The following is a 20253-nucleotide window of genomic DNA, read 5'->3' as shown; positions in this document are numbered from 1 at the left end:
ATGGAGAAGTTCACGACCCACACCGGCGTCGGCGTCCCGCTGCGCCGCAGCAACGTGGACACCGACCAGATCATTCCCGCCGTCTACCTCAAGCGCGTCACCCGCACGGGCTTCGAGGACGCGCTGTTCGCGGCGTGGCGCGGCGACCCGACGTTCGTGCTCAACCAGGACGCCTACAAGACCGGATCGGTGCTCGTGGCGGGCCCGGACTTCGGCACCGGCTCGTCCCGCGAGCACGCGGTGTGGGCGCTCAAGGACTACGGGTTCCGCGTCGTCCTCGCGTCGCGCTTCGCCGACATCTTCCGCGGCAACTCGGGCAAGCAGGGCCTCGTCGCCGGCATCGTCGCGCAGGAGGACGTCGAGCTGCTGTGGAAGGTCCTGGAGACCAACCCGGGCACCGAGGTGACCGTCGACCTCGTCGCGCGCACCGCGTCCGCGCTCGACGTCACCGTGCCGTTCCAGATCGACGACTACACGCGGTGGCGCCTCATGGAGGGCCTCGACGACATCGGCCTGACCCTCCAGCAGGAGGACGCGATCGCGGCGTTCGAGGCGACGCGCGCGTCGTGGCGTCCGAAGACGCTGCCGGCGAAGACGCTGCCGAAGGTCGAGATCGAGGCGGCGCGCCCCGTCGGCTGAGTCAGCGCGGCGGGCCCTGACGGATCGCGTCGAGCAGGGAGGCCGGGGTCACGGTCCCGGGGTCCCACCGGGCCTCGACCCACCACGTGGCGCCCGCCGCGGCGAGGGCCGCGAGCCGGTCCGCCGCGGCCGCGCGGTCGGTCGGCAGCTCGCCCTGGAGCACGACGTCGAACGGCCGGTCCGCGAGGCCCAGCTCGCTGCGGCGTGCGGTGAGCCAGGCGACGAGGGCGGCGACGTCGTCGGGCGCCGGGACGTCCATGGCGCGGTCGCCGCGCAGCTGGACGACGATGCCGTCGTGGCACAGCGCCCGGTCGAGCGACCGGCGCGGAGGACGCTCGGCGTCCCACACCCCGACGGGCCACACCGGGACGCGCGGGCCCACGGCGGGGCGGTGGGCCGGCCGGGGGAGGAACTGCATCTCCGCCGTCTCCAGGCGCGTGCCGGTGAACGAGAACGGCTCGCCCGTCCAGGCGCGGTCGAGGAACGCGAGGGCGTCGTCGAGCTGCTCCGCGCGGTCGCGCAGCGGTTGCGGCTGGTCGGGGACCGCCGAGAACCCGCCGTCGTCGAGCACGCCCACGCCGACCGGCAGGACGAGGCGCCCGCCGGACAGGTGGTCGACGGTGAGCGCCTGCCGCACCACCTCCCACGGGCGTCGCCTCGGTAGCGCGAAGACCATCGCGCCGAGCGTCACGCGTCGCGTGCGCGCGGCGGCCGCCGCGAGCACCGACCACGGGTCCCACACACCGGGCATGCCGATGCTGATGGCGTCCCACGTGAAGTACCCGTCCCAGCCGTGCTCGTCGGCGGCGACGGCGAGGTCGAGCATCTCGGCCGCGGAGCCGAAGCTTCCCACGACCCCGACCTTCAGCACTGACCCCGCGCTCCCCGTCCCGATCCGCGTCGACGCGTCCATGCGAGCGACGCTAGGCGCGGCCACCGACAGTCACGGCGCCTCGGTGACGTCGAGCCGGACGAGGCGGCGGCGGTCGACGTCCGTCACGGTGAGGCGGTGCTCGTCGACGTCGACGTGGTCGCCGACGGCGGCGAGCCGACCGAGCTGCGCGACGACGTACCCGGCGACCGTCTCGTAGGGGCCGTCGGGCAGCTGCACGCCGGTGCGGCGGGCGAACTCCTCGATGGTCTGCCCGGCGTCGACGCTCGTCGTGCCGCCGTGGTCGCGCGCCGCCGACGGCTCGTCCGGGTCGTACTCGTCGCGGATGTCGCCCACGAGCTCCTCGACGAGGTCCTCGAGGGTGACGATGCCGTCGGTGCCGCCGTACTCGTCCACGACGACCGCGATGTGCACGCCCTCGCGGCGCATCCGCGACATCGCGGGCAGCACGGTGTTCGTCGCCGGCAGCTCGAGGATGGGGCGCACGACGTCGCGCACGCGCACCGGCTCGTCCGTCCCGGGGTGCGTCTCCGGGTGCTCGGGGCAGTCACGGCCCAGCAGGTCGCGCACGTGGAGGAACCCGAGGACGTCGTCGAAGTCGTCGCCCGTGACGGGGTAGCGCGAGTAGTGCCCGGTCGCCACCGTGCGCGCGGCCTCGGTGAGGGTGGTCTCGCCCGGCATGAAGGCGACCTCGCCACGGGGTGTCATGGCCTCGGCGAGCGACCGGTCGCCCGCCGCGAACACGTCGTCGAGGATCTGCCGCTCGTCCTCGGGCAGGGCCTCGTGCGCGACGACCATCTCACGCAGCTCCTCCTCGCTCATCTCCTCGCCGCGCGCCGACGGGTTCCCGCCGAGCAGCCGCACCACGGCGTCCGTGGAGCGGGACAGGAGCCAGATGACCGGGCGCATGAGCGTCGCGAAGCGGTCGAGCGGCGGTGCGACGACGAGCGCGACCCCTGCGGAACGCTGCAGCGCGATGCGCTTCGGCACGAGCTCGCCGAGCACGAGCGAGAGGTAGGCGACGAGCAGGGTGAGCGCGACGAGCGCGACGGTCGACGCGAGGGACTCGGGCAGCCCGATGCGCTCGAGCACGGGGGCGAGGTCGGGGGCGAGGGTCGAGGCGCCGTACGCGGCGGAGAAGAAGCCCGCGACGGTCACACCGATCTGGACGGCCGCGAGGAACCGGTTGGGGTCCCGGGCGACCGCCGCGACGCGTGCCCCGCGGGCCGACTGCCGCTCGAGCTGCGCGACCTGGCTCTCGCGCAGCGACACGAGCGCGATCTCGGTGCCGGCGAACACGCCTCCGACGACGACGAAGAGCAGGACGAGGCCGATGTTGGTCCAGGTGCCGGAGTCCATCGCTCCATCCAAGCAGCCGGGGACGCGTCCCGCGGGCCGAGCGCAGCTCAGGCGTGCGCGCGCCGGTGCTTGACGGTGTGGACGAGGTGCACGACGGCGACGACGACCGCGCCGACGACGACGCCGACGATCGCGGAGCCGAGGGTGTCGACCAGCCAGGCGAGCACGCCGCCCACGCCGGAGACCCCGTGGACGCCGTCCTCGAGGTGGTGCAGCAGGTCGTACGGCGCGTGCCAGCCGAGGTCGTAGACGCCCTGGAGGAGGATGTGCCCGCCGACCCACAGCATCGCGGCGATGCCGATGGTCGAGATGACGGCCATGACCTTGGGCATCGCGGTGACGAGGCCGCGGCCGAACGACTGCACCCAGCCGGTGCGCCGGCGCGCGAGGTGCAGGCCGATGTCGTCCATCTTCACGATGAGGGCGACGATCCCGTACACGACGGCGGTGATGAGGACGGCCACGACGGCGAGGATGATCGCGCGCGCCCAGAAGCCCTCCTCCGCGACCTCGTTCAGCGCGATGACCATGATCTCCGCGCTGAGGATGAAGTCCGTGCGCACGGCCGTCGACACCACGCGGTCCTCGTCGACGGCCTTCTTGGCCGCCGCGTCCTCGACGGCCGCGCCGTGCTTGCCCGAGACCGCCTCCCACAGCTTCTCGGCGCCCTCGAACGCGAGGTACGTGCCGCCGAGCATGAGCAGGGGCGTGAGCAGCCACGGCAGGAACTGGCTCAGCAGCAGCGCCGCCGGAAGGATGAACAGGAGCTTGTTGCGCAGCGACCCCGTCGCGATGCGCTTGATGATCGGCAGCTCCCGCTTCGCGGCCAGACCCTCGACGTACCGCGGCGTGACGGCCGTGTCGTCGATGACGACGCCGGTGGCCTTGACGCTCGCGCGCCCCGCAGCGGCGCCGATGTCGTCGACGGACGCCGCGGCGAGCTTGGCGAACGCGGCGATGTCGTCGAGGAGGGCGGCGAGTCCGACGGCCATGGGTGGTCTCCGTACGCGGGCCCGAGGTGCCGCGGGCGGGTCCGCTGGGTCGTGTCGGGACGCGGCCGGAGCATCGTATCCACCGTCTCGTCCGCTCGCGCCGCCGCGTCCGCGCGCCGTCTCAGCCGGCGGCCGCACGCGTCACCACGTTCACCAGCCGGGGCGCGCGCACGACGACGCGCACCACCGCGCGGCCCGCCGTCGCCCGGGCCACGACGGACAGGGCGAGCGAACGTTCGTGCAGCGTGGCGTCGTCGACGTCGGCGGGGACGACGACGCGGCCCCGGACCTTCCCGTCGACCTGCACGACGGCCTCGACCGTGTCGTCGACGAGCAGGTCGGGGTCGACGCGCGGCCAGCCCGCGTCCGCCACCGACGGCGCGTGCCCGAGCCGCTCCCACGCCTCCTCGGCGGTGTACGGCGCGAACATGCCGAGCAGCACCGCGACGACCTCGGCGGCCTCGCGCACGGCGGCGGCGTGCACGACGGCGTCCTCGTCGGGCGCGGGACCGTCGACCGCTGCGCGCCGCGCCGCCGTCACGAGCTCCATCAGGCGGGCCACGACGACGTTGAACCGCGTGCGCTCGAGGAACCCCTCGGCGTCGTGCACGGTGCGGTGCGTCGCGCGGCGCAGGGCGTGGGCGCGGGTGCCCGGCCGCGCCCGGGCCGCGGCGCGTGCGTCCGACGCCGGTCCGGCAGCGACCAGGTCGACGAGCCGCAGCACGCGGTCGCAGAACCGGCGCATCGCGGCGGGATCGACGTCCGCCCAGTCGACGTCGTCCTCCGGGGGACCGGAGAACACCATTGCGAGCCGCACGGCGTCGACACCCCAGCGGTCGAGCTGGGCACCCAGCTCCACGCCGTTGCCCAGCGACTTGCTCATCGCCCGCCCGCCGTTCAGCACCTGCCCCTGGTTGAGCAGCGTCGCGAACGGCTCGACGACGTCCACCCACCCCAGGTCGTGCAGCACCTTGGTGACGAACCGGCTGTAGAGCAGGTGCAGGATCGCGTGCTCGACCCCGCCGACGTACTCCGCGGCCGGCATCCAGCGGCGCGCGTCCTCGGGGCGGAAGGGGACGTCGTCGGCCGGGCCGTGCCCCCGGAGGAGCCGAGCGAGCAGTACCGCAGGAAGTACCAGGAGGAGTCGACGAACGTGTCGAGCGTGTCGGGGTCGCGCTCGGCGTCGGCGCCGCACCGCGGGCACGGCACGCGCCGCCACGCGTCGGCGGCGGGGGAGGCCAGCGGCGAGCGACCGCGGGGCAGCAGGTCGTCGCCCGCCAGGTCGGGCAGGCGCACGGGCAGCTCGTCGTCGGGCACGGGCACGACGCCGCACGCGCCGCAGTGCACGACCGGCACCGGGGCGCCCCAGTACCGCTGCCGGGACACCAGCCAGTCGCGCAGCCGGTACGACGTCGCCCGCTCGCCCTGGCCGTCCGCCTCCAGCCGGGCCACGGCGTGGTCGACGGACGGCCACGTCGCGCCGTCGCCCACGGGCAGGCCGTGAGCGCGGGCGAAGGCCGCGTCGCGCTCGTCGTGCGCGGGCACGCCCATGACGACGCCGGTGCCGTACCTGGGCAGCACGTAGTCCGCCGCCCACACGGGCAGCCGCACGCCCGTCACCGGGTGCTCCGCCCACGCGCCGAGGAACACGCCGCGGCCCGTCCCCGGGCCTGACCGCGCGATCTCGCCGGCGTCCAGGGCGTCGCGCCGCAGGGCGGCGAGCGCGTCGGCGCGGTCCGGCGTGCACAGCGCCGCGGCGACCGGGCTCTCCGGCGCGACGGCGAGGAACGTCGCGCCGGGCAGGGTCTCGGGCCGGGTCGTGAACACGGTGACGGGCTCGGGCGACTTGGTGGCCGGGGCGCCGTCGGACCCTGCGACGTCCGGTCCGGCGACGGTGAACCGGACGCGCGCGCCCTCGCTGCGCCCGATCCAGTGGCGCTGCATGGCGAGCACGCGATCGGGCCACGCACCCTCCAGCGCGGCCATGTCGTCGAGCAGGCTGTCCGCGTACGCGGTGACGCGCACGAACCACTGCGTGAGCTCGCGCTGCACGACGGGCGTGCCGCAGCGCTCGCACCGGCCGTCGACCACCTGCTCGTTGGCCAGGACGGTGCGGTCCTGCGGGCACCAGTTCACGGGCGCCGTCGCGCGGTAGGCGAGGTCGTGCTCCAGCAGCCGCAGGAACAGCCACTGCGTCCAGCGGTAGTACTCGGGCCGGTGCGTCTCGAGCCGGCGCGACCAGTCGAAGGAGACGCCGTACCGGCGCGCGGTCGCGGCCTGCGTCGCGATGTTGGTCTCGGTGAAGACGGCGGGGTTCTCGCCGCGGCGGATCGCGGCGTTCTCGGCGGGCAGGCCGAACGAGTCCCAGCCGATCGGGTTGAGCACGTCGTACCCCCGCAGGCGCCAGGACCGCGCGACGACGTCCTCGAGCGCGAAGACCTCGGCGTGGCCCATGTGCAGGTCGCCGGAGGGGTACGGGAACATCGTCAGCAGGTAGCGGCGTGGGCGCGTCCCGTCGTCGCGGGTGCGGAAGGTGTCGTGCTCGGACCAGTACCGCTGCCAGCGGTCCTCGACGTCGGCGGTCGACGGTCGGGTGGTCGGGTCCGCGTCGACGGCTCGGTAGACAGGGGTGTCGACACGGGTGCCGACGGGGGAGGGGTGTGCGGCGTCCACGGTGGGGCTCCTCGAGACGGTGGGCTTCGTCGTCGGGCACTCGCCGTGCGCTCACCGGGGATGGTCACCGGGACGCGCAGGCACCGCCGCGCTGAGCGTGCCCGCCCGGCGGGCTCAGCGCGGCCGGCGAAGGAGGAGCCGCAGGTGTCGCATCTCGGTCATCGTGGCGCGCCGAGGCGTGCGGGTCAAGGACTGCGGGCTGTTCGCGGGCCGGGGAGTGTGGCGGACGTCGCCCGCGTGCGCCGTCCGTGGCCGTGCACGCGCCAGTAGGCTTGCCATATGGCATCCCACTACGACGTCGTCGTCCTCGGTGCAGGTCCCGGTGGTTACGTGGCCGCGATCCGTGCAGCCCAGCTGGGCCTGCAGGTCGCGGTCGTGGAGGAGAAGTACTGGGGTGGGGTGTGCCTCAACGTGGGCTGCATCCCGTCCAAGGCGCTCCTGCGCAACGCCGAGCTCGCGCACCTCTTCACGCACGACGCGAAGACCTTCGGCATGTCCGGCGAGGTGTCCTTCGACTTCGGTGCGGCGTTCGACCGCTCGCGCCAGGTCGCGGAGGGCCGCGTCAAGGGCGTGCACTTCCTCATGAAGAAGAACAAGATCACCGAGTACGACGGGCGCGGCACGTTCCGCGACGCGAACACGCTCGACCTGAAGCTGTCCGACGGCTCGACGGACCAGGTCACGTTCGAGAACGTGATCATCGCGACCGGCTCCAAGGTGCGCCTGCTGCCGGGCGTCGAGCTGTCCGAGAACGTCGTGACGTACGAGAAGCAGATCCTCACGCGCGAGCTGCCGAAGTCGATCGCCATCGTCGGCGCCGGCGCGATCGGCATGGAGTTCGCCTACGTCATGAAGAACTACGGCGTGGACGTCACGATCATCGAGTTCCTCGACCGTGCGCTGCCGAACGAGGACGCGGACGTCTCCAAGGAGATCGCCAAGCAGTACAAGAAGCTCGGCGTCAACATCCTGACGTCGACCGCCGTCCAGACCGTGAAGGACGACGGCTCGTCCGTGACCGTCTCCTACAAGGGCGTCAAGGACGACAAGCCGGGCGAGCTCGTCGTCGACAAGGTCCTCATGGCCGTCGGCTTCGCGCCGAACGTCGAGAACTTCGGGCTCGAGAACACGGGCGTCGAGCTCACCGAGCGCGGCGCCATCGCGATCGACGACGTCATGCGCACCAACGTGCCGCACATCTACGCCATCGGCGACGTCACGGCGAAGCTCATGCTCGCGCACGTCGCGGAGGCGCAGGGCGTCGTCGCGGCCGAGACCATCGGCGGCGCCGAGACCCTCACGCTCGGCGACTACCGCATGATGCCGCGCGCCACGTTCTGCCAGCCCCAGGTCGCCAGCTTCGGCCTCACCGAGCAGCAGGCCAAGGACGAGGGCTACCAGGTCAAGGTCGCGACGTTCCCCTTCATGGCGAACGGCAAGGCCCACGGCCTCGGCGACCCCGTCGGCTTCGTCAAGCTCATCTCCGACGAGACCTACGGCGAGCTCCTCGGCGGCCACCTCATCGGCCCCGACGTCTCCGAGATGCTGCCCGAGCTCACCCTCGCGCAGAAGTGGGACCTCACCGTCCACGAGGTCGCCCGCAACGTGCACACGCACCCGACGCTGTCCGAGGCCGTCCAGGAGTCGATCCACGGCCTCGCGGGGCACATGATCAACTTCTGACCGATCGTTCGGTCGCGATCGACCTCAGCCGTGCCGAAGGGCCCGGACCTGCGAACCTCTGCCGGTCCGGGCCTTCTCGCGTCCTGAGGGCGCGATGGACGCCGAGGGGCTTCAGGGCTCCGACGAGGGCGCGTGGCCGCCCGGTCGACGTCGGTGAGTCACCCGCGGTCGTGCGGACGGCGGAAGGAGCCGCCGGTCGGATGGTGGACGCGCACCTCGCCGTCTCGCCAGTTCAGGGCGAAGCCCGCCGGGACGGGAGCCCACGGCTCCCAACCGCAGTCCTCGAACGCTCGACGGGCGATCCTGAGAGACCCGAGCGTCGCATCGCTGAACTCGGCACACGAGATCGTTCGAGTCGGTCGAGCGGAGCCGTGGAACTGGCTCTTCCGCAGTCCTGCGTCGCGAAGCACGCGGAGTGCGCTGGCAGGGCTCTCCGCCTGGACGGCGATCTCTGCCGTCCAGGAAGCCGCGCGACCGTCCTCCACCTCGTACACGTAGACCTGATCCACTCCGACAGGGTTCCACAGCGGCGGTCTGCGGACCGCTACGGCGGTCACGCCGTCCGGAGTGGTCCGCGCTGAGTCCGACGTGGGTACCCCGGACGACGGCCCGCGACATGATGAGATGGACCAGACTCGAACGAAGGAGACCCATGGCCCTGCCCGCCACGCCTACCCGCGAGTTCATCACCGGCCTGCCGAAGGCCGAGCTGCACCTGCACCTCGAGGGGACGCTGGAGCCGGAGCTCAAGCTGCGCCTCGCGGAGCGCAACGGCATCGACATCGGCCAGACGACGGTCGAGGAGGTGCGCGCGACGTACGAGTTCGACTCGCTCGCGAGCTTCCTCGCCGTGTACTACCCGGCGATGGAGGTGCTGCAGACGGCGGACGACTTCCACGAGCTCGCGGACGCGTACCTCGCGCGCGCCGCGGACGACGGCGTGAAGCACGTCGAGATGTTCTTCGACCCGCAGGCGCACACGTCGCGCGGCGTGCCGTTCGAGGCCGTCGTGACGGGCTACCACCGCGCGGCTGCCGAGGCGCCGGAGAAGCACGGCGTCGACGCGCACCTCGTCCTGTGCTTCCTGCGCGACATGTCGGCGGAGAGCGCCGCGGAGGCGCTCGAGGCGTCGGTGCCGTTCCGGGACAAGATCGTCGGTGTCGGGCTCGACTCCGACGAGCGCGGCAACCCGCCGGAGAAGTTCGCCGAGGTCTTCGACCGCGCCCGCGAGCTCGGCTACCGCCTGACGGCGCACTGCGACATCGACCAGGAGGGGAGCATCGACAACATCCGCACGGTGCTCGACCGCATCGGCGTCGACCGCGTCGACCACGGCACGAACGTCGTGGAGGACCCGGCGCTCGTCGACGTCGTGCGCGAGCGCGGCCTCGGGCTCACGTGCTGCCCGATCTCCAACTCGTTCGTCACCGACGACATGAAGGCCACGGAGATCGCCGGGCTCCTGCGCGACGGCGTCCGCGTGACGGTCAACTCCGACGACCCCGCGTACTTCGGCGGGTACGTCGCGGACAACTACGTCGCGCTCGCCGAGGCGGCCGACCTCACGACGGCCGAGGTCGTCCAGCTCGCCCGCAACTCGTTCGAGGCGTCGTGGCTGAGCGACGAGCAGCGCGCGGCCTACCTGGCCGACATCGACGGCTACGTGGCCGCGTACGAGGCGCAGTCGGCCTGACGGCCCGGCGCCGGCGCCACCGCGAGATAGAGGGATCCCCGCGAGATAGAGCCGTAAAGGCCTCTATCTCGCGGGGATCCCTCTATCTCGGCACCTGGGGTGTGCCGGCTGGGAGTCCGTCCGGCGTCAGGAGACGTAGTCGCTGTACGCGACGTCCTTCGTCTCCTTCGAGACGAGCAGCGCGACGAGCGTGATCACGGCCATGGCGGACAGGTACACGCCCACCAGGACGGTGGAGCCGTCCGCGAGGGTCCACAGCCACACCGCGATGAACGGTGCGACGGCCGCGCCGAGGATGGACGAGACGTTGTACGCCACCGCGGAGCCCGTGTACCGCACGTTCGCGGGGAACAGCTCGGGCAGCACCGCGGCCATCGGCCCGAACGTCAGGCCCATGAGCGAGAACCCGACGACGAGCAGCGCCATGACGCCGACCGTCCCCCCGGAGAACAGCGGCACGAACAGCGCGCCGAAGACCGCGATGGCGACGGTCGTCCAGAGCAGGTGGCGGCGTCGGCCGAACCGCTCCGCCATCGGGCCCGACGCGAGCGTGAACCCGCCGAAGAACACGACGCCGACGATGAGCATGATGAGGAAGTCCGTGCGCTCGTACCCGAGGCCGGCGGGCGACGCGTCGTCGGCGGCCGTCCCGTACGTCAGCGTGAACGTCGTCATGAGGTAGAACAGCACGTACGTGGCGAGCATGATGAACGTGCCCGAGACGATCTGGCGCCACGAGACGCGGAACACGCGGGCGACCGGCACCTTGGCGACGGCCTCGGCCTCGACGACCTTCTGGAACGCGGGCGTCTCGATGAGCCTCAGGCGCACCCACAGGCCGACGATGACGAGCACGGCGCTCGCGAGGAACGGCACGCGCCAGCCCCAGGCCTGGAACTGCGCGGCGTCGAGCGTCTCCGCGAGGACGAGGAACACGGTGTTGGCGAGGATGAAGCCGATCGGCGCACCGAGCTGCGGGAACGTGCCCCACACGGCGCGCTTGCCCTCCGGGGCGTTCTCCGTCGCGAGCAGCGCCGCGCCGGACCACTCGCCGCCGAGCCCGAGGCCCTGGCAGAAGCGCATGAGGACGAGCAGCGCGGGGGAGAGGATCGCCCAGCCGGGCGTGCTCGACGGCGGCAGCACGCCGATGAGGAACGTGGCCACGCCCATGGTGAGCAGCGAGGCGACGAGCGTGCCCTTGCGGCCGACGCGGTCGCCGAAGTGGCCGAACAGCACGGAGCCGACCGGGCGGGCGACGAACGCGACGCCGAAGACCGCGAACGACTGCAGGAGCGCGTACGTCGGGTCCTCGCTGGCGAAGAAGACGGTGGGGAACACGAGCACGGCGGCGGTGGCGTACGCGTAGAAGTCGTAGAACTCGATCGACGTGCCGATGAGGCTGGCGAAGATCACGCGGCCGCGAGAGTTGCTCGGGGCAACTGGCGGTGCGGAGGTGTCGGTCGTGGTGGTCACGGGGGTCTCCTGCAAGACACGGCGGAACGGAGGCGTACCGATGGGTACGCTGCGACCGACGGTAGCCGCGCTTCTCGCATGCCGAACTGCACGTCTCACGATCCGATCACGACGTGGTGCGTCGTGCGCCGTCCCACCCGCGCCGCGTCCGCGCCGGTGGGGCCGCCGATCTGCGCCGTACCGGGCGCGACGCGCGCCAGCGCCCCGCGACACCTCCACCGGTCCTCCACCCGCAGAGGGGCCGTGGCGCGCCGGGAGGTGAATAATCCTCGGGTGCCGCGCGTTGGCCTCACCGGACCGACACGGCGCACCGCGCCCGGAACCACGGGCCGGTCCATCGGCTCCACACCACCCGGCATCTGCGAGAGGGCACCTGAGCTCATGAACGACGTGCTGTACGTGAACGGCGGAACCCCGCTCGAGGGGACGATCACCGTGCGCGGCGCGAAGAACTTCGTGTCCAAGGCGATGGTGGCGTCGCTGCTGGGCGAGTCGCCGAGCGTGCTGCGCAACGTCCCGCAGATCCGCGACGTCGGCGTCGTGACCGGGCTGCTCGAGCTGCACGGGGTCGCGGTCGAGGCCGACCCGGAGGCCGGGATCCTCGAGCTCGACCCCTCGAACGTCGAGTCCGCGCACGTCGCCGACATCGACGCGCACGCCGGGTCGAGCCGCATCCCGATCCTCTTCTGCGGCCCGCTGCTGCACCGTCTCGGCGAGGCGTTCATCCCGGACCTCGGCGGCTGCCGCATCGGCGACCGGCCGATCAACTACCACCTCGACATCCTGCGCCAGTTCGGCGCCGTCGTGGACAAGCGCGAGAACGGCATCCACATCCGCGCCCCGCGCCGGCTCCAGGGCACGAAGATCGAGCTGCCCTACCCGTCGGTGGGCGCGACCGAGCAGCTGCTCCTGACCGCCGTGCGCGCCGAGGGCATCACCGAGCTGTCGAACGCCGCGATCGAGCCCGAGATCATGGACCTCATCGCCGTCCTGCAGAAGATGGGCGCGATCATCTCGGTCGACACCGACCGCGTGATCCGCATCGAGGGCGTCGACCGCCTCGAGGGCTACACCCACACCGCGCTCGGCGACCGCATCGAGGCGGCGTCCTGGGCGTCGGCCGCCCTCGCGACCGGCGGCGACATCATGGTCAAGGGCGCGACGCAGCCCGAGATGATGACCTTCCTCAACACGTTCCGGAAGGTCGGCGGGCGCTTCGACGTCCAGGACGACGGCATCCGCTTCTGGCACCCGGGCGGCGACCTCACGCCGATCGTCCTCGAGACGGACGTGCACCCCGGCTTCATGACGGACTGGCAGCAGCCGCTCGTCGTCGCGCTCACGCAGGCCAAGGGCCTGTCGATCGTCCACGAGACGGTCTACGAGAACCGCTTCGGCTTCACCGACGCGCTGCGCGGCATGGGCGCGACCATCCAGGTCTACAAGGAGTGCCTGGGCGGGCGCGACTGCCGGTTCGGCCAGCGCAACTTCCACCACTCCGCCGTCGTCTCCGGCCCGACGCCGCTCGAGGCCGCCGACATCGAGGTCCCCGACCTGCGCGGCGGCTTCTCCCACCTCATCGCCGCCCTCGCGGCGAAGGGCACCTCCACGGTGCGCGGCATCAGTCTCATCGACCGCGGCTACGAGAACTTCCAGGACAAGCTCACCGCGCTCGGCGCCGACGTCTCGCGCGGCTGACGTCTCCCGCGGCTGACCTGGACCGCCGCGGATCGCCCACCCTCATGACGCGTGTCACGGGGGTGGGCGCCCGCGCCGTGACAGGCTGACGTCGTGAGTCCCTCGCGCACGTTCCTCGAGTCGTGGACGCGCCGGTCCGCGCCCGCACGGTTCGACGCGTACACGCGCTGGTCGCTGTACCTCCTGTCGGCGTTCGAGCCGTTCGTCGCGCTGTTCGTCGTCGGGGCGGACCCGGGCTTCTCCCGATCGACCGTCGCGCCGTGGCTGCTCCTCACCCTCGTGCACACCGTCGCGTGCGTCGTCGTGCTGCGCCGAGGGGTCGACCGCTTCCTCGGCGGGCCGCGGGTCCCGCGCTGGCAGCTCTGGGTGCTCGCGGTGCTCTCGGTCGCCGTCGCGGTGCTCGCGCTGCCGACGTTCCCCATGGACGGCCCCGACGGCGTCGCCGGCAGCGGGCGCTTCTGGGCCCTGATCCTGGGCCCGGGGTACGGCGTGCTCGCGGTGACCCCGCTCGTCACGTACCGCTGGCTCGCGCTCGTCGCGTTCGTGCTCGCCGTCGGGATCGGGTGCTCCGTGTGGATCGGGACGGGCCCCGTCACGGCGACGACCGCCGGGATGGCGGTCGGCCTCTTCCTGTCCTTCGCCCTCATGCTGGTCGCGCTGTTCGGCTCGTACCGCGCCTCGATCTGGATGCTCGGCGTCGTCTGGGAGCAGGAGCGCAGCCGCGTCCTGCACGCGCGCCTCGCCGTCGCCGAGGAACGGCTGCGGTTCTCGCGCGACCTGCACGACGTCTTCGGCCGCACGCTGTCCGTCGTCGCGGTCAAGAGCGAGCTCGCCGCCGAGCTCGCGGCCCGCGGCCGGCCCGGGGCCGAGGAGCAGATGATCGAGGTGCGCCGCATCGCCCAGGACGCCCTGCGCGAGGTGCGCGCCGTCGTCGCCGGGTACCGCACCGCCGACCTCGCCGCGGAGCTCGCCGGGGCGCGGTCCGTGCTGCGCTCCGCCGGCGTGGAGACGGTCGTCCACGGCGACGAGACGCCGGTCGGTCCCGCGGCCCAGGAGGCGCTCGCGTGGGTCGTGCGGGAGGGCGTCACCAACGTCGTGCGGCACTCCACCGCGTCGTCGTGCACCATCACGCTCCACCACGACGGCCGCGAGAGCGTCCTCGAGCTCGTCAACGACGGCGTCCCGCCCGGCACGCGCTCCGGCCGGGGATCCGGCCTGCTGGGCCTGGCCGAGCGCCTCGACGGCGCGGGCGGATCGCTCGACACGTGGGCCGAGGCAGGCCGGTTCGGCCTGGTGGCCCGCGTGCCCGACGAGACGCTGTCCCTGCCCCCCGCCCGCACCATCGGAAGGACCACCGGCGCGTGATCCGCATCCTGCTCGCCGACGACGAGAACCTCATCCGCGACGCCGTCGCGTCCCTGCTCGCGCTCGAGGACGACCTCGACGTCGTCGCCCAGGCCGCGTCCGGGCCGGAGGCCGTCGCCGCCGCGCTCAAGCTGCGCCCCGACGTCGCGGTGCTCGACCTGCAGATGCCCGGCCTCGACGGTGTCGAGGTCGCCGAGCGGCTCGCGGCCGGGCTGCCCGGCTGCGGCGTGGTCGTCGTCACGAGCCACGGGCGCCCCGGCTACCTCAAGCGTGCGCTCGAGGCCGGTGCGCGCGGGTTCCTGCCCAAGACCGTGTCCTCGCGCGTGCTCGCCGACGTCGTGCGCCAGGTCCACGGCGGCGGTCGCTACGTCGACCCCGAGCTCGCCGCCGAGGCGATCGCGGCCGGCGCGAGCCCGCTCACCGCGCGCGAGGCCGACGTGCTCGAGCTCGCGGCCGGTGGTGCGCCCGTCGAGGAGATCGCGACCCGAGCCCACCTCGCGCCCGGCACGGTCCGCAACTACCTGTCGTCCGCCGCGGCCAAGCTCGGCGCCGCCAACCGGCACGAGGCGGCGCACGTGGCCCGCCGGCACGGCTGGATCTGAGCCGCCCGCGCAGCGGACGGGCGAGCCCGTCCGACCCGGCGGGTAGGCTCGGTGCTCGTGCCGAGCCTGCCCCCCACGCCGCGCGCCTACCGCGTCCTCGCGTCCTTCCTGCGCCCGCTCCTGTTCCTCATCACGCGCCGGGACTGGCAGGGTGCCGAGCACCTGCCGCAGCGCGGGTTCATCGCGGCGGCGAACCACGTGACCGAGGTCGACCCCGTGACGCTCGCCCACTTCCTGTACGACCAGGGGCGGGCGCCGAAGATCACGGCGAAGGCGTCGCTGTGGAAGGTCCCCGTGCTCGGTGCCGCGCTGTCGCGCACCGGCATGATCCCCGTGCACCGCGGCACCGGCGGCGCCGCGCAGGCGCTCGTCGACTCCACCGCCCGCCTGGACGAGGGGGAGTGCGTCGTGTTCTTCCCCGAGGGCACGCTCACGCGCGACCCCGACGGCTGGCCGATGGTCGGCAAGACGGGCGTGGCGCGCCTCGCGCTCACGAGCCGCGCGCCCGTCGTCCCGATCGGTCAGTGGGGAGCGCACCGGCTCCTCGCCCCGTACGGCAAGGTGTTCAAGCCGTTCCCGCCGAAGCACGTCGCCGTCCACGCCGGCCCGCCCGTCGACCTCACGGACCTGTACGACCGCCCCCTCGACGGCGCGACGCTGCGCGAGGCGACCGAGCGCATCATGGCGGCCATCACCGACCAGGTCGAGCAGATCCGCGGCGAGAAGGCGCCCGCCGAGCGGTTCGACATGCGCAAGCACCCCGGCTCGGAGCGCCGGCGGTGACGGGCACCGGGACGGGCACGGGGCACCCCGTGGCGCACGACACGGCGCCCGACGAGCGCGTGGTGGCCGCCGTCCTCGGCTCCGGCAGCTGGGGCACGACCTTCGCGGCCGTCCTCGCCGACGCCGGCTGCGAGGTGCGCCTGTGGGGCCGTGACGCCGAGGTGGCCGAGCAGATCACGACGCGGCGCCGCAACGACAAGCGTCTGTCCGGCATCGAGCTGCCCGCCGGCATCGCCGCCACGACCGACGCCGCGCAGGCGCTCGCCGGCGCCGGCCTCGTCGTCGTCGCGATCCCGTCCCAGGTGGCCCGGGCCACCCTCGAGCAGCTGCGCCCCCACGTCGAGCCCGGCGCGGTCGCCGTCTCGCTCATGAAGGGCGTCGAGCTCAGCACCGACCGGCGCATGAGCGAGGTCGTCGCGGAGGCCCTCGACCTGCCGGCGGGGCGCGTCGCCGTCGTCTCCGGTCCCAACCTGGCGCGCGAGATCGCCCACCGGCAGCCGACCGCGACGGTCGTCTCGTGCGTCGACGAGGACGTCGCGCGGTACGTGGCGCGCGCGTGCTCGTCCGCCTACTTCCGCCCGTACACGAACCAGGACGTCGTGGGCGTCGAGCTGTGCGGCGCGGTGAAGAACGTCATCGCGCTCGCGGTCGGCATCGCGCAGGGGCGCGGCTTCGGCTACAACACGACCGCGACCGTCATCACCCGCGGGCTCGTCGAGATCACGCGCCTCGGCCTCGCGCTCGGCGCCGACGCCGAGACGTTCCCCGGCCTGGCCGGCCTCGGAGACCTCGTCGCCACCTGCTCGTCGCCCCTGTCGCGCAACCACACGCTCGGCAAGCACGTGGGCCAGGGCATGTCGCTCGACGAGGCGGTCGCCGCCACGGGCGGCACGGCGGAGGGCGTGAAGTCGTGCCGGTCGGTGCTCGAGCTCGCGCAGTCCGTCGGTGTCGAGATGCCCATCACGGCCGGCGTCGTCGCCGTCCTCCACGAGGGCATGCCCGTCGACGAGATGGCGCGCGGCCTGCTGTCGCGACCGCAGAAGGCCGAGGGGCTCTCCGCCGAGCGGTGAGCCCCTCGGGCCGGTGGTCCGTCAGTCCACGTGGCGCACGTCGACGACCACGCGCGCCGGGTCCTCCAGGAGGAAGGCGCGGAACGGGCGAGGCTCGTCGTCGACACCGATGAAGGCCTGCGTGTAGCCCTCGAAGACGCCGCGCAGGAGCACCTCCTCGATCTCCCCGTCCTCCACCTCGACCGGGTTCGGCTCGGAGTACTCCTCCACGCCGGTGTCCATCGGGTAGCCCGAGCCGGAGATCATGACCTGGAGGTACGCGTCGCCGTCCATCTCGATGGCGGTGCCCTTGCCGTCCTCGACCGGCTGGTCGACGTACTCGACGCGCCAGCCGGGCGCACCCTCGCCGTCCATCTCGAAGACGACGCGGTCGTAGTCCTCGTGGTGCCCGACGCGGATGTCGGTCACCGTGAGCATCGCGGCCTCCGACGGCTCCCTCGTGTCGGGCTCGGTGTTCGCCGGGAACGGGACGGACGGCTCCTCGGACTCGTCCGCCGGCGCCGACGGCTCCTCGGTGGGCGAGGCCGTGTCGTCGTCCGTCGGGGAGGGCGACACGGTCTCCGTCTCCGTGGCGGTCTCCGTGACGGTCTCGTCGTCGCCCGCGCCGTCCGACGCGCAGCCCGCCAGCGCGAGGGCGAGGGACAGCGGCACCGCCCACAGGGCGGGTACCCGTCGGGCCTGGGTCGTCGTCCGGGTGTGGTGAGCCATGCCCCGATCGTAGGGACGGCGCACCGTGGCCGCCCGCAGGCCCGGCCACGGGCGTGTCTCGGTCCTGTCTCGATCCGGTCTCGGCAGTGCGCGGGTCGTCAGCGCGCGGGGGTTCGCAGCGCCTGGTCGAGGTCGCGCCACAGGTCCTCGACGTCCTCGATGCCGACCGAGAGCCGCAGCAGGTCCTCGGGGACGGTCGCCGACTCCGTCGCGAAGCGGCGACGGCGCTCCAGGCTCGACTCGACGCCGCCCAGGCTCGTCGCCGGCACCCACAGGCGCACGGCCGCCACCACGGCGTCCGCGGCGCCGGGGCCGCCGACCGGTCGCAGGCCGAGGATCGAGCCGAACCCGGTCATGAGGCGCGCGGCGCGCTCGTGCCCCGGGTCGTCGGGCAGGCTCGGGTGGCGCACCTCGGCGACACCCGGGTGCGCGGCGAGGCGGCGCGCGAGCTCCGCGGCGGTCGCCTGGGAGCGCTCGACCCGCAGCGCGAGCGTGCGCAGGCCGCGCAGCGCGAGCCACACCTCGAACGGCCCCGGGATGGCGCCGTGCAGCGTGCGGTACGCCCGCACCTCCTGCGCGAGCTCGTCCGTCGAGGCGACGACGGCGCCCAGCACGACGTCCGAGTGCCCGGCCAGGTACTTGGTCACCGAGTGCACGACGAGGTCCGCGCCGTGGTCCAGGGGGCGCTGGCCGAGCGGCGTCGCGAACGTGTTGTCGACCGCCGTCAGCACGCCCCGCTCGCGCGCGGCCGCGAGGAGCACCGGCAGGTCCGCGACCTCGAGCATGGGGTTGGTCGGCGACTCCAGCAGCAGCAGGGACGCACCGTCGAGCGCGGCGACGACCTGCTCGGTGTCCGCCACGTCCACGCGCACCACCGTGACGCCGGCGCGCCGCGCGAGGTCGTCCGCGAACCCGAGCGTCACCTGGTACGCGTGGCGCGGCACGACGACGGTCCCGCCCGCGGGCACGAACGCGAAGACGGATGCGATCGCCGCCATCCCGGAGGAGAACACGACCGCCGGACGGTCGGCGCCCTCGAGCGCGGCGAGCGCCTCCTCGAACGGGTGCCACGTCTCGGTGTCCATGCGCGCGTAGAGCAGCTCGCCCGGCCCCTGCACGCCCTGGGAGACGTACGTCGACGACATGACGATGGGCGGGTTGACCGGCCCGCCCTGCGTGCGCTCCGGGCGACCGGCCGCGACGACGACGGTCGCGGGAGACAGGTCGGCGCCGTGCGTGGGGTGGGCGGCGTCGGGCAGGTCGTGCTGGGTCATGGCGGCAGGCTACGCCGCCGTGGCGGTCGGGTGTCCCGGGCGACCGCTCCCCGGCGACGAGCAGGCGGCCTGCCCGGTCGGTCGGGCCGGGGTCTACTCGAGCGGGCCGAGGAGCGACTGGGCGACGGTCGAGTGGGCCGACTCGTCGTCGGACGGGTGGAAGATGCCCGCGAGCACGTCGCGGTACAGCCGGCCGAGCTCGTTGCCGGAGAAGTAGCTGGAGCCCCCGGCGACGCGCACCGCCTGGTCGACGACCGTCTTCGCCGTCTCGGTCGCGCGGACCTTCAGGCCGGCCGTCGCGCGGAACCAGCCGGCGCCGCGGTCGACGAGCGCGTCGATCTCGCCGGCCGCCGTGTCGAGCTGCGGCCAGATCCCGTCGAGCGCGAGGGCCGCGTCGGCCAGCCGCCAGCGGATGTCGGGGTCCTGCGACAGCGGTGCGCCGTCGTTCTTCATCGACGTGCGGCGGCGGGCCGCGGCGACGGCGAGCTCGAGCGCGCGGTCGGCGATGCCCGTGTAGACCGAGGCGAGGAGAATCTCGAACGTCGTGAAGATGCCCAGGACGAGGGGGTCGAGCGTCGGTCCCGGCGTGAGCCGCCGCACCACGCGGTCGGAAGGGGCGGGAGCACCGTCGAGGACCGTCGAGCACGACTGTGACGCGCGCATGCCCATCGTGTCCCAGTCGTCCTTCACCTCGACCCCGCCGCCGTCCCGGGTGACGAACGCGTGCACGAGGCGGGGCGCGTCGTCGGACACCGTGTCGAGGCCCAGCACGCCGAGGCGCGTCCAGCCGGGGGAGTTCGACGTGAAGATCTTGCGGCCGTGGAACGTGTACCCGCCGGAGCCGTCCGGCCGGGCCTCGGTGCGCGAGCCGAGCAGGACGAGGTCGTTGCCCGCCTCGGAGTACCCGAACCCGAACACCTCGCCGCGGCCCGCCTCCTCGAGCAGCCAGTCCAGCGAGGAGTCCCCGCGCTCGTGCAGGTAGCGCGCGACGCCCGTCCACACGTGGTGCATGTTCACCGCGAGCGCCGTCGCGGGCGCCGCACCGGCGAGGCGCGCCTGCTCGCGCGCCGTCTCCCGCAGGCCGAGGCCCGCCCCGCCGAACGACTCGGGGACGAGCGCGCGCAGGTACCCGGCCTCGCTGAGGTCCGCCATGTCGTCGTCGAACCACGTGTTCTCGCGGTCGTGACGGGCGGCACGGGACCGGACGGTCTCGAGGAGGTCGTCGCCGAGGAGGGTGCGCGGGGCGGGGAAGGGGACGGGCGTGGGCATGGCCTGCCTCCGGGTCGAGTCGGGTCGGGTCGGGCAACAGGAGAGGGGCCCGGCGACGTGCCGCCGGGCCCCTCCACCGT

The 20253-nt window shown here is 73.3% G+C and carries 16 protein-coding genes and 1 pseudogene; 8 read left to right on the top strand and 9 right to left on the bottom strand.

The window, feature by feature from the left end; genetic code table 11:
• Positions 1-639, top strand: coding sequence for a 3-isopropylmalate dehydratase small subunit (gene leuD / locus ACFTZA_RS12885; RefSeq protein WP_378195244.1), 639 nt, complete (start codon positions 1-3; stop codon positions 637-639).
• A gap of 1 nt (position 640) precedes the next feature.
• Here the strand turns inward: leuD and ACFTZA_RS12880 are convergent, their stop codons facing one another.
• The 4 genes and pseudogenes from ACFTZA_RS12880 to ACFTZA_RS12865 form a co-directional block, all read right to left on the bottom strand.
• Positions 641-1552, bottom strand: a complete 912-nt coding sequence (locus tag ACFTZA_RS12880; protein WP_378195241.1) for an LLM class flavin-dependent oxidoreductase — start codon at positions 1550-1552, stop codon at positions 641-643.
• Between the two features lie 30 nt (positions 1553-1582).
• Positions 1583-2890, bottom strand: a complete 1308-nt coding sequence (locus tag ACFTZA_RS12875; RefSeq protein WP_378195239.1) for a hemolysin family protein — start codon at positions 2888-2890, stop codon at positions 1583-1585.
• 47 nt (positions 2891-2937) lie between these two features.
• The gene (locus tag ACFTZA_RS12870) at positions 2938-3882 is read right to left on the bottom strand and encodes a DUF808 domain-containing protein (RefSeq protein ID WP_378195237.1); all 945 of its coding nucleotides are present in this window, start codon (positions 3880-3882) and stop codon (positions 2938-2940) included.
• 121 nt (positions 3883-4003) lie between these two features.
• A pseudogene (locus ACFTZA_RS12865) lies at positions 4004-6555 on the bottom strand (leucine--tRNA ligase).
• Positions 6556-6834: 279 nt separating this feature from the next.
• Here ACFTZA_RS12865 and lpdA point away from each other — a divergent pair.
• Positions 6835-8238 (top strand): dihydrolipoyl dehydrogenase, encoded by a 1404-nt coding sequence (gene lpdA, locus ACFTZA_RS12860; RefSeq protein WP_378195234.1) that lies wholly within the window; start codon positions 6835-6837, stop codon positions 8236-8238.
• A 158-nt stretch (positions 8239-8396) separates the two neighbouring features.
• On the opposite strand, the gene ACFTZA_RS12855 is transcribed toward lpdA, so the two are convergent.
• Positions 8397-8747 (bottom strand): hypothetical protein, encoded by a 351-nt coding sequence (locus tag ACFTZA_RS12855; protein ID WP_378195231.1) that lies wholly within the window; start codon positions 8745-8747, stop codon positions 8397-8399.
• A 143-nt stretch (positions 8748-8890) separates the two neighbouring features.
• Here ACFTZA_RS12855 and ACFTZA_RS12850 point away from each other — a divergent pair, with 143 nt between their 5' ends.
• Positions 8891-9931, top strand: coding sequence for an adenosine deaminase (locus ACFTZA_RS12850; protein WP_378195229.1), 1041 nt, complete (start codon positions 8891-8893; stop codon positions 9929-9931).
• 126 nt (positions 9932-10057) lie between these two features.
• On the opposite strand, the gene ACFTZA_RS12845 is transcribed toward ACFTZA_RS12850, so the two are convergent.
• Positions 10058-11404, bottom strand: coding sequence for an MFS transporter (locus tag ACFTZA_RS12845; RefSeq protein WP_378195226.1), 1347 nt, complete (start codon positions 11402-11404; stop codon positions 10058-10060).
• Positions 11405-11785: 381 nt separating this feature from the next.
• Here ACFTZA_RS12845 and murA point away from each other — a divergent pair, with 381 nt between their 5' ends.
• The 5 genes from murA (at position 11786) to ACFTZA_RS12820 (ending at position 16922) form a co-directional block, all read left to right on the top strand.
• Entirely contained in the window at positions 11786-13102 is a 1317-nt protein-coding gene (murA, locus tag ACFTZA_RS12840) for a UDP-N-acetylglucosamine 1-carboxyvinyltransferase (protein WP_378195223.1), read from the top strand.
• A 93-nt stretch (positions 13103-13195) separates the two neighbouring features.
• Positions 13196-14467 carry a sensor histidine kinase gene (locus ACFTZA_RS12835; RefSeq protein ID WP_378195220.1) on the top strand — a complete coding sequence of 424 codons (1272 nt, stop codon included), beginning with the start codon at positions 13196-13198 and terminating at the stop codon, positions 14465-14467.
• A complete protein-coding gene (locus ACFTZA_RS12830) occupies positions 14464-15069 on the top strand; it encodes a DNA-binding response regulator (RefSeq protein ID WP_378195217.1) in 606 nt (201 codons plus the stop codon). Before ACFTZA_RS12835 ends, ACFTZA_RS12830 begins: the two co-directional genes overlap by 4 nt.
• Positions 15070-15126: 57 nt before the next feature.
• Complete coding sequence (locus ACFTZA_RS12825) at positions 15127-15852, top strand: lysophospholipid acyltransferase family protein (protein WP_378195214.1); 726 nt, start codon at positions 15127-15129, stop codon at positions 15850-15852.
• 29 nt (positions 15853-15881) lie between these two features.
• Positions 15882-16922 (top strand): NAD(P)H-dependent glycerol-3-phosphate dehydrogenase, encoded by a 1041-nt coding sequence (locus ACFTZA_RS12820; protein ID WP_378195211.1) that lies wholly within the window; start codon positions 15882-15884, stop codon positions 16920-16922.
• 21 nt (positions 16923-16943) lie between these two features.
• Here the strand turns inward: ACFTZA_RS12820 and ACFTZA_RS12815 are convergent, their stop codons facing one another.
• The 3 genes from ACFTZA_RS12815 to ACFTZA_RS12805 form a co-directional block, all read right to left on the bottom strand.
• Positions 16944-17630: a hypothetical protein gene (locus ACFTZA_RS12815; protein ID WP_378195208.1), complete on the bottom strand. Its 687-nt coding sequence runs from the start codon at positions 17628-17630 to the stop codon at positions 16944-16946.
• A 98-nt stretch (positions 17631-17728) separates the two neighbouring features.
• Entirely contained in the window at positions 17729-18904 is a 1176-nt protein-coding gene (locus tag ACFTZA_RS12810; protein WP_378195205.1) for a trans-sulfuration enzyme family protein, read from the bottom strand.
• 93 nt (positions 18905-18997) lie between these two features.
• The gene (locus tag ACFTZA_RS12805) at positions 18998-20173 is read right to left on the bottom strand and encodes an acyl-CoA dehydrogenase family protein (RefSeq protein ID WP_378195202.1); all 1176 of its coding nucleotides are present in this window, start codon (positions 20171-20173) and stop codon (positions 18998-19000) included.
• Positions 20174-20253 lie beyond the last annotated feature (80 nt).

Origin of the sequence: Cellulosimicrobium sp. NPDC057127, assembly GCF_042670945.1 — a bacterium.
In the GTDB taxonomy this organism is placed as follows: domain Bacteria; phylum Actinomycetota; class Actinomycetes; order Actinomycetales; family Cellulomonadaceae; genus Cellulosimicrobium.
This window is presented reverse-complemented; position numbering and strand designations above follow the sequence as displayed.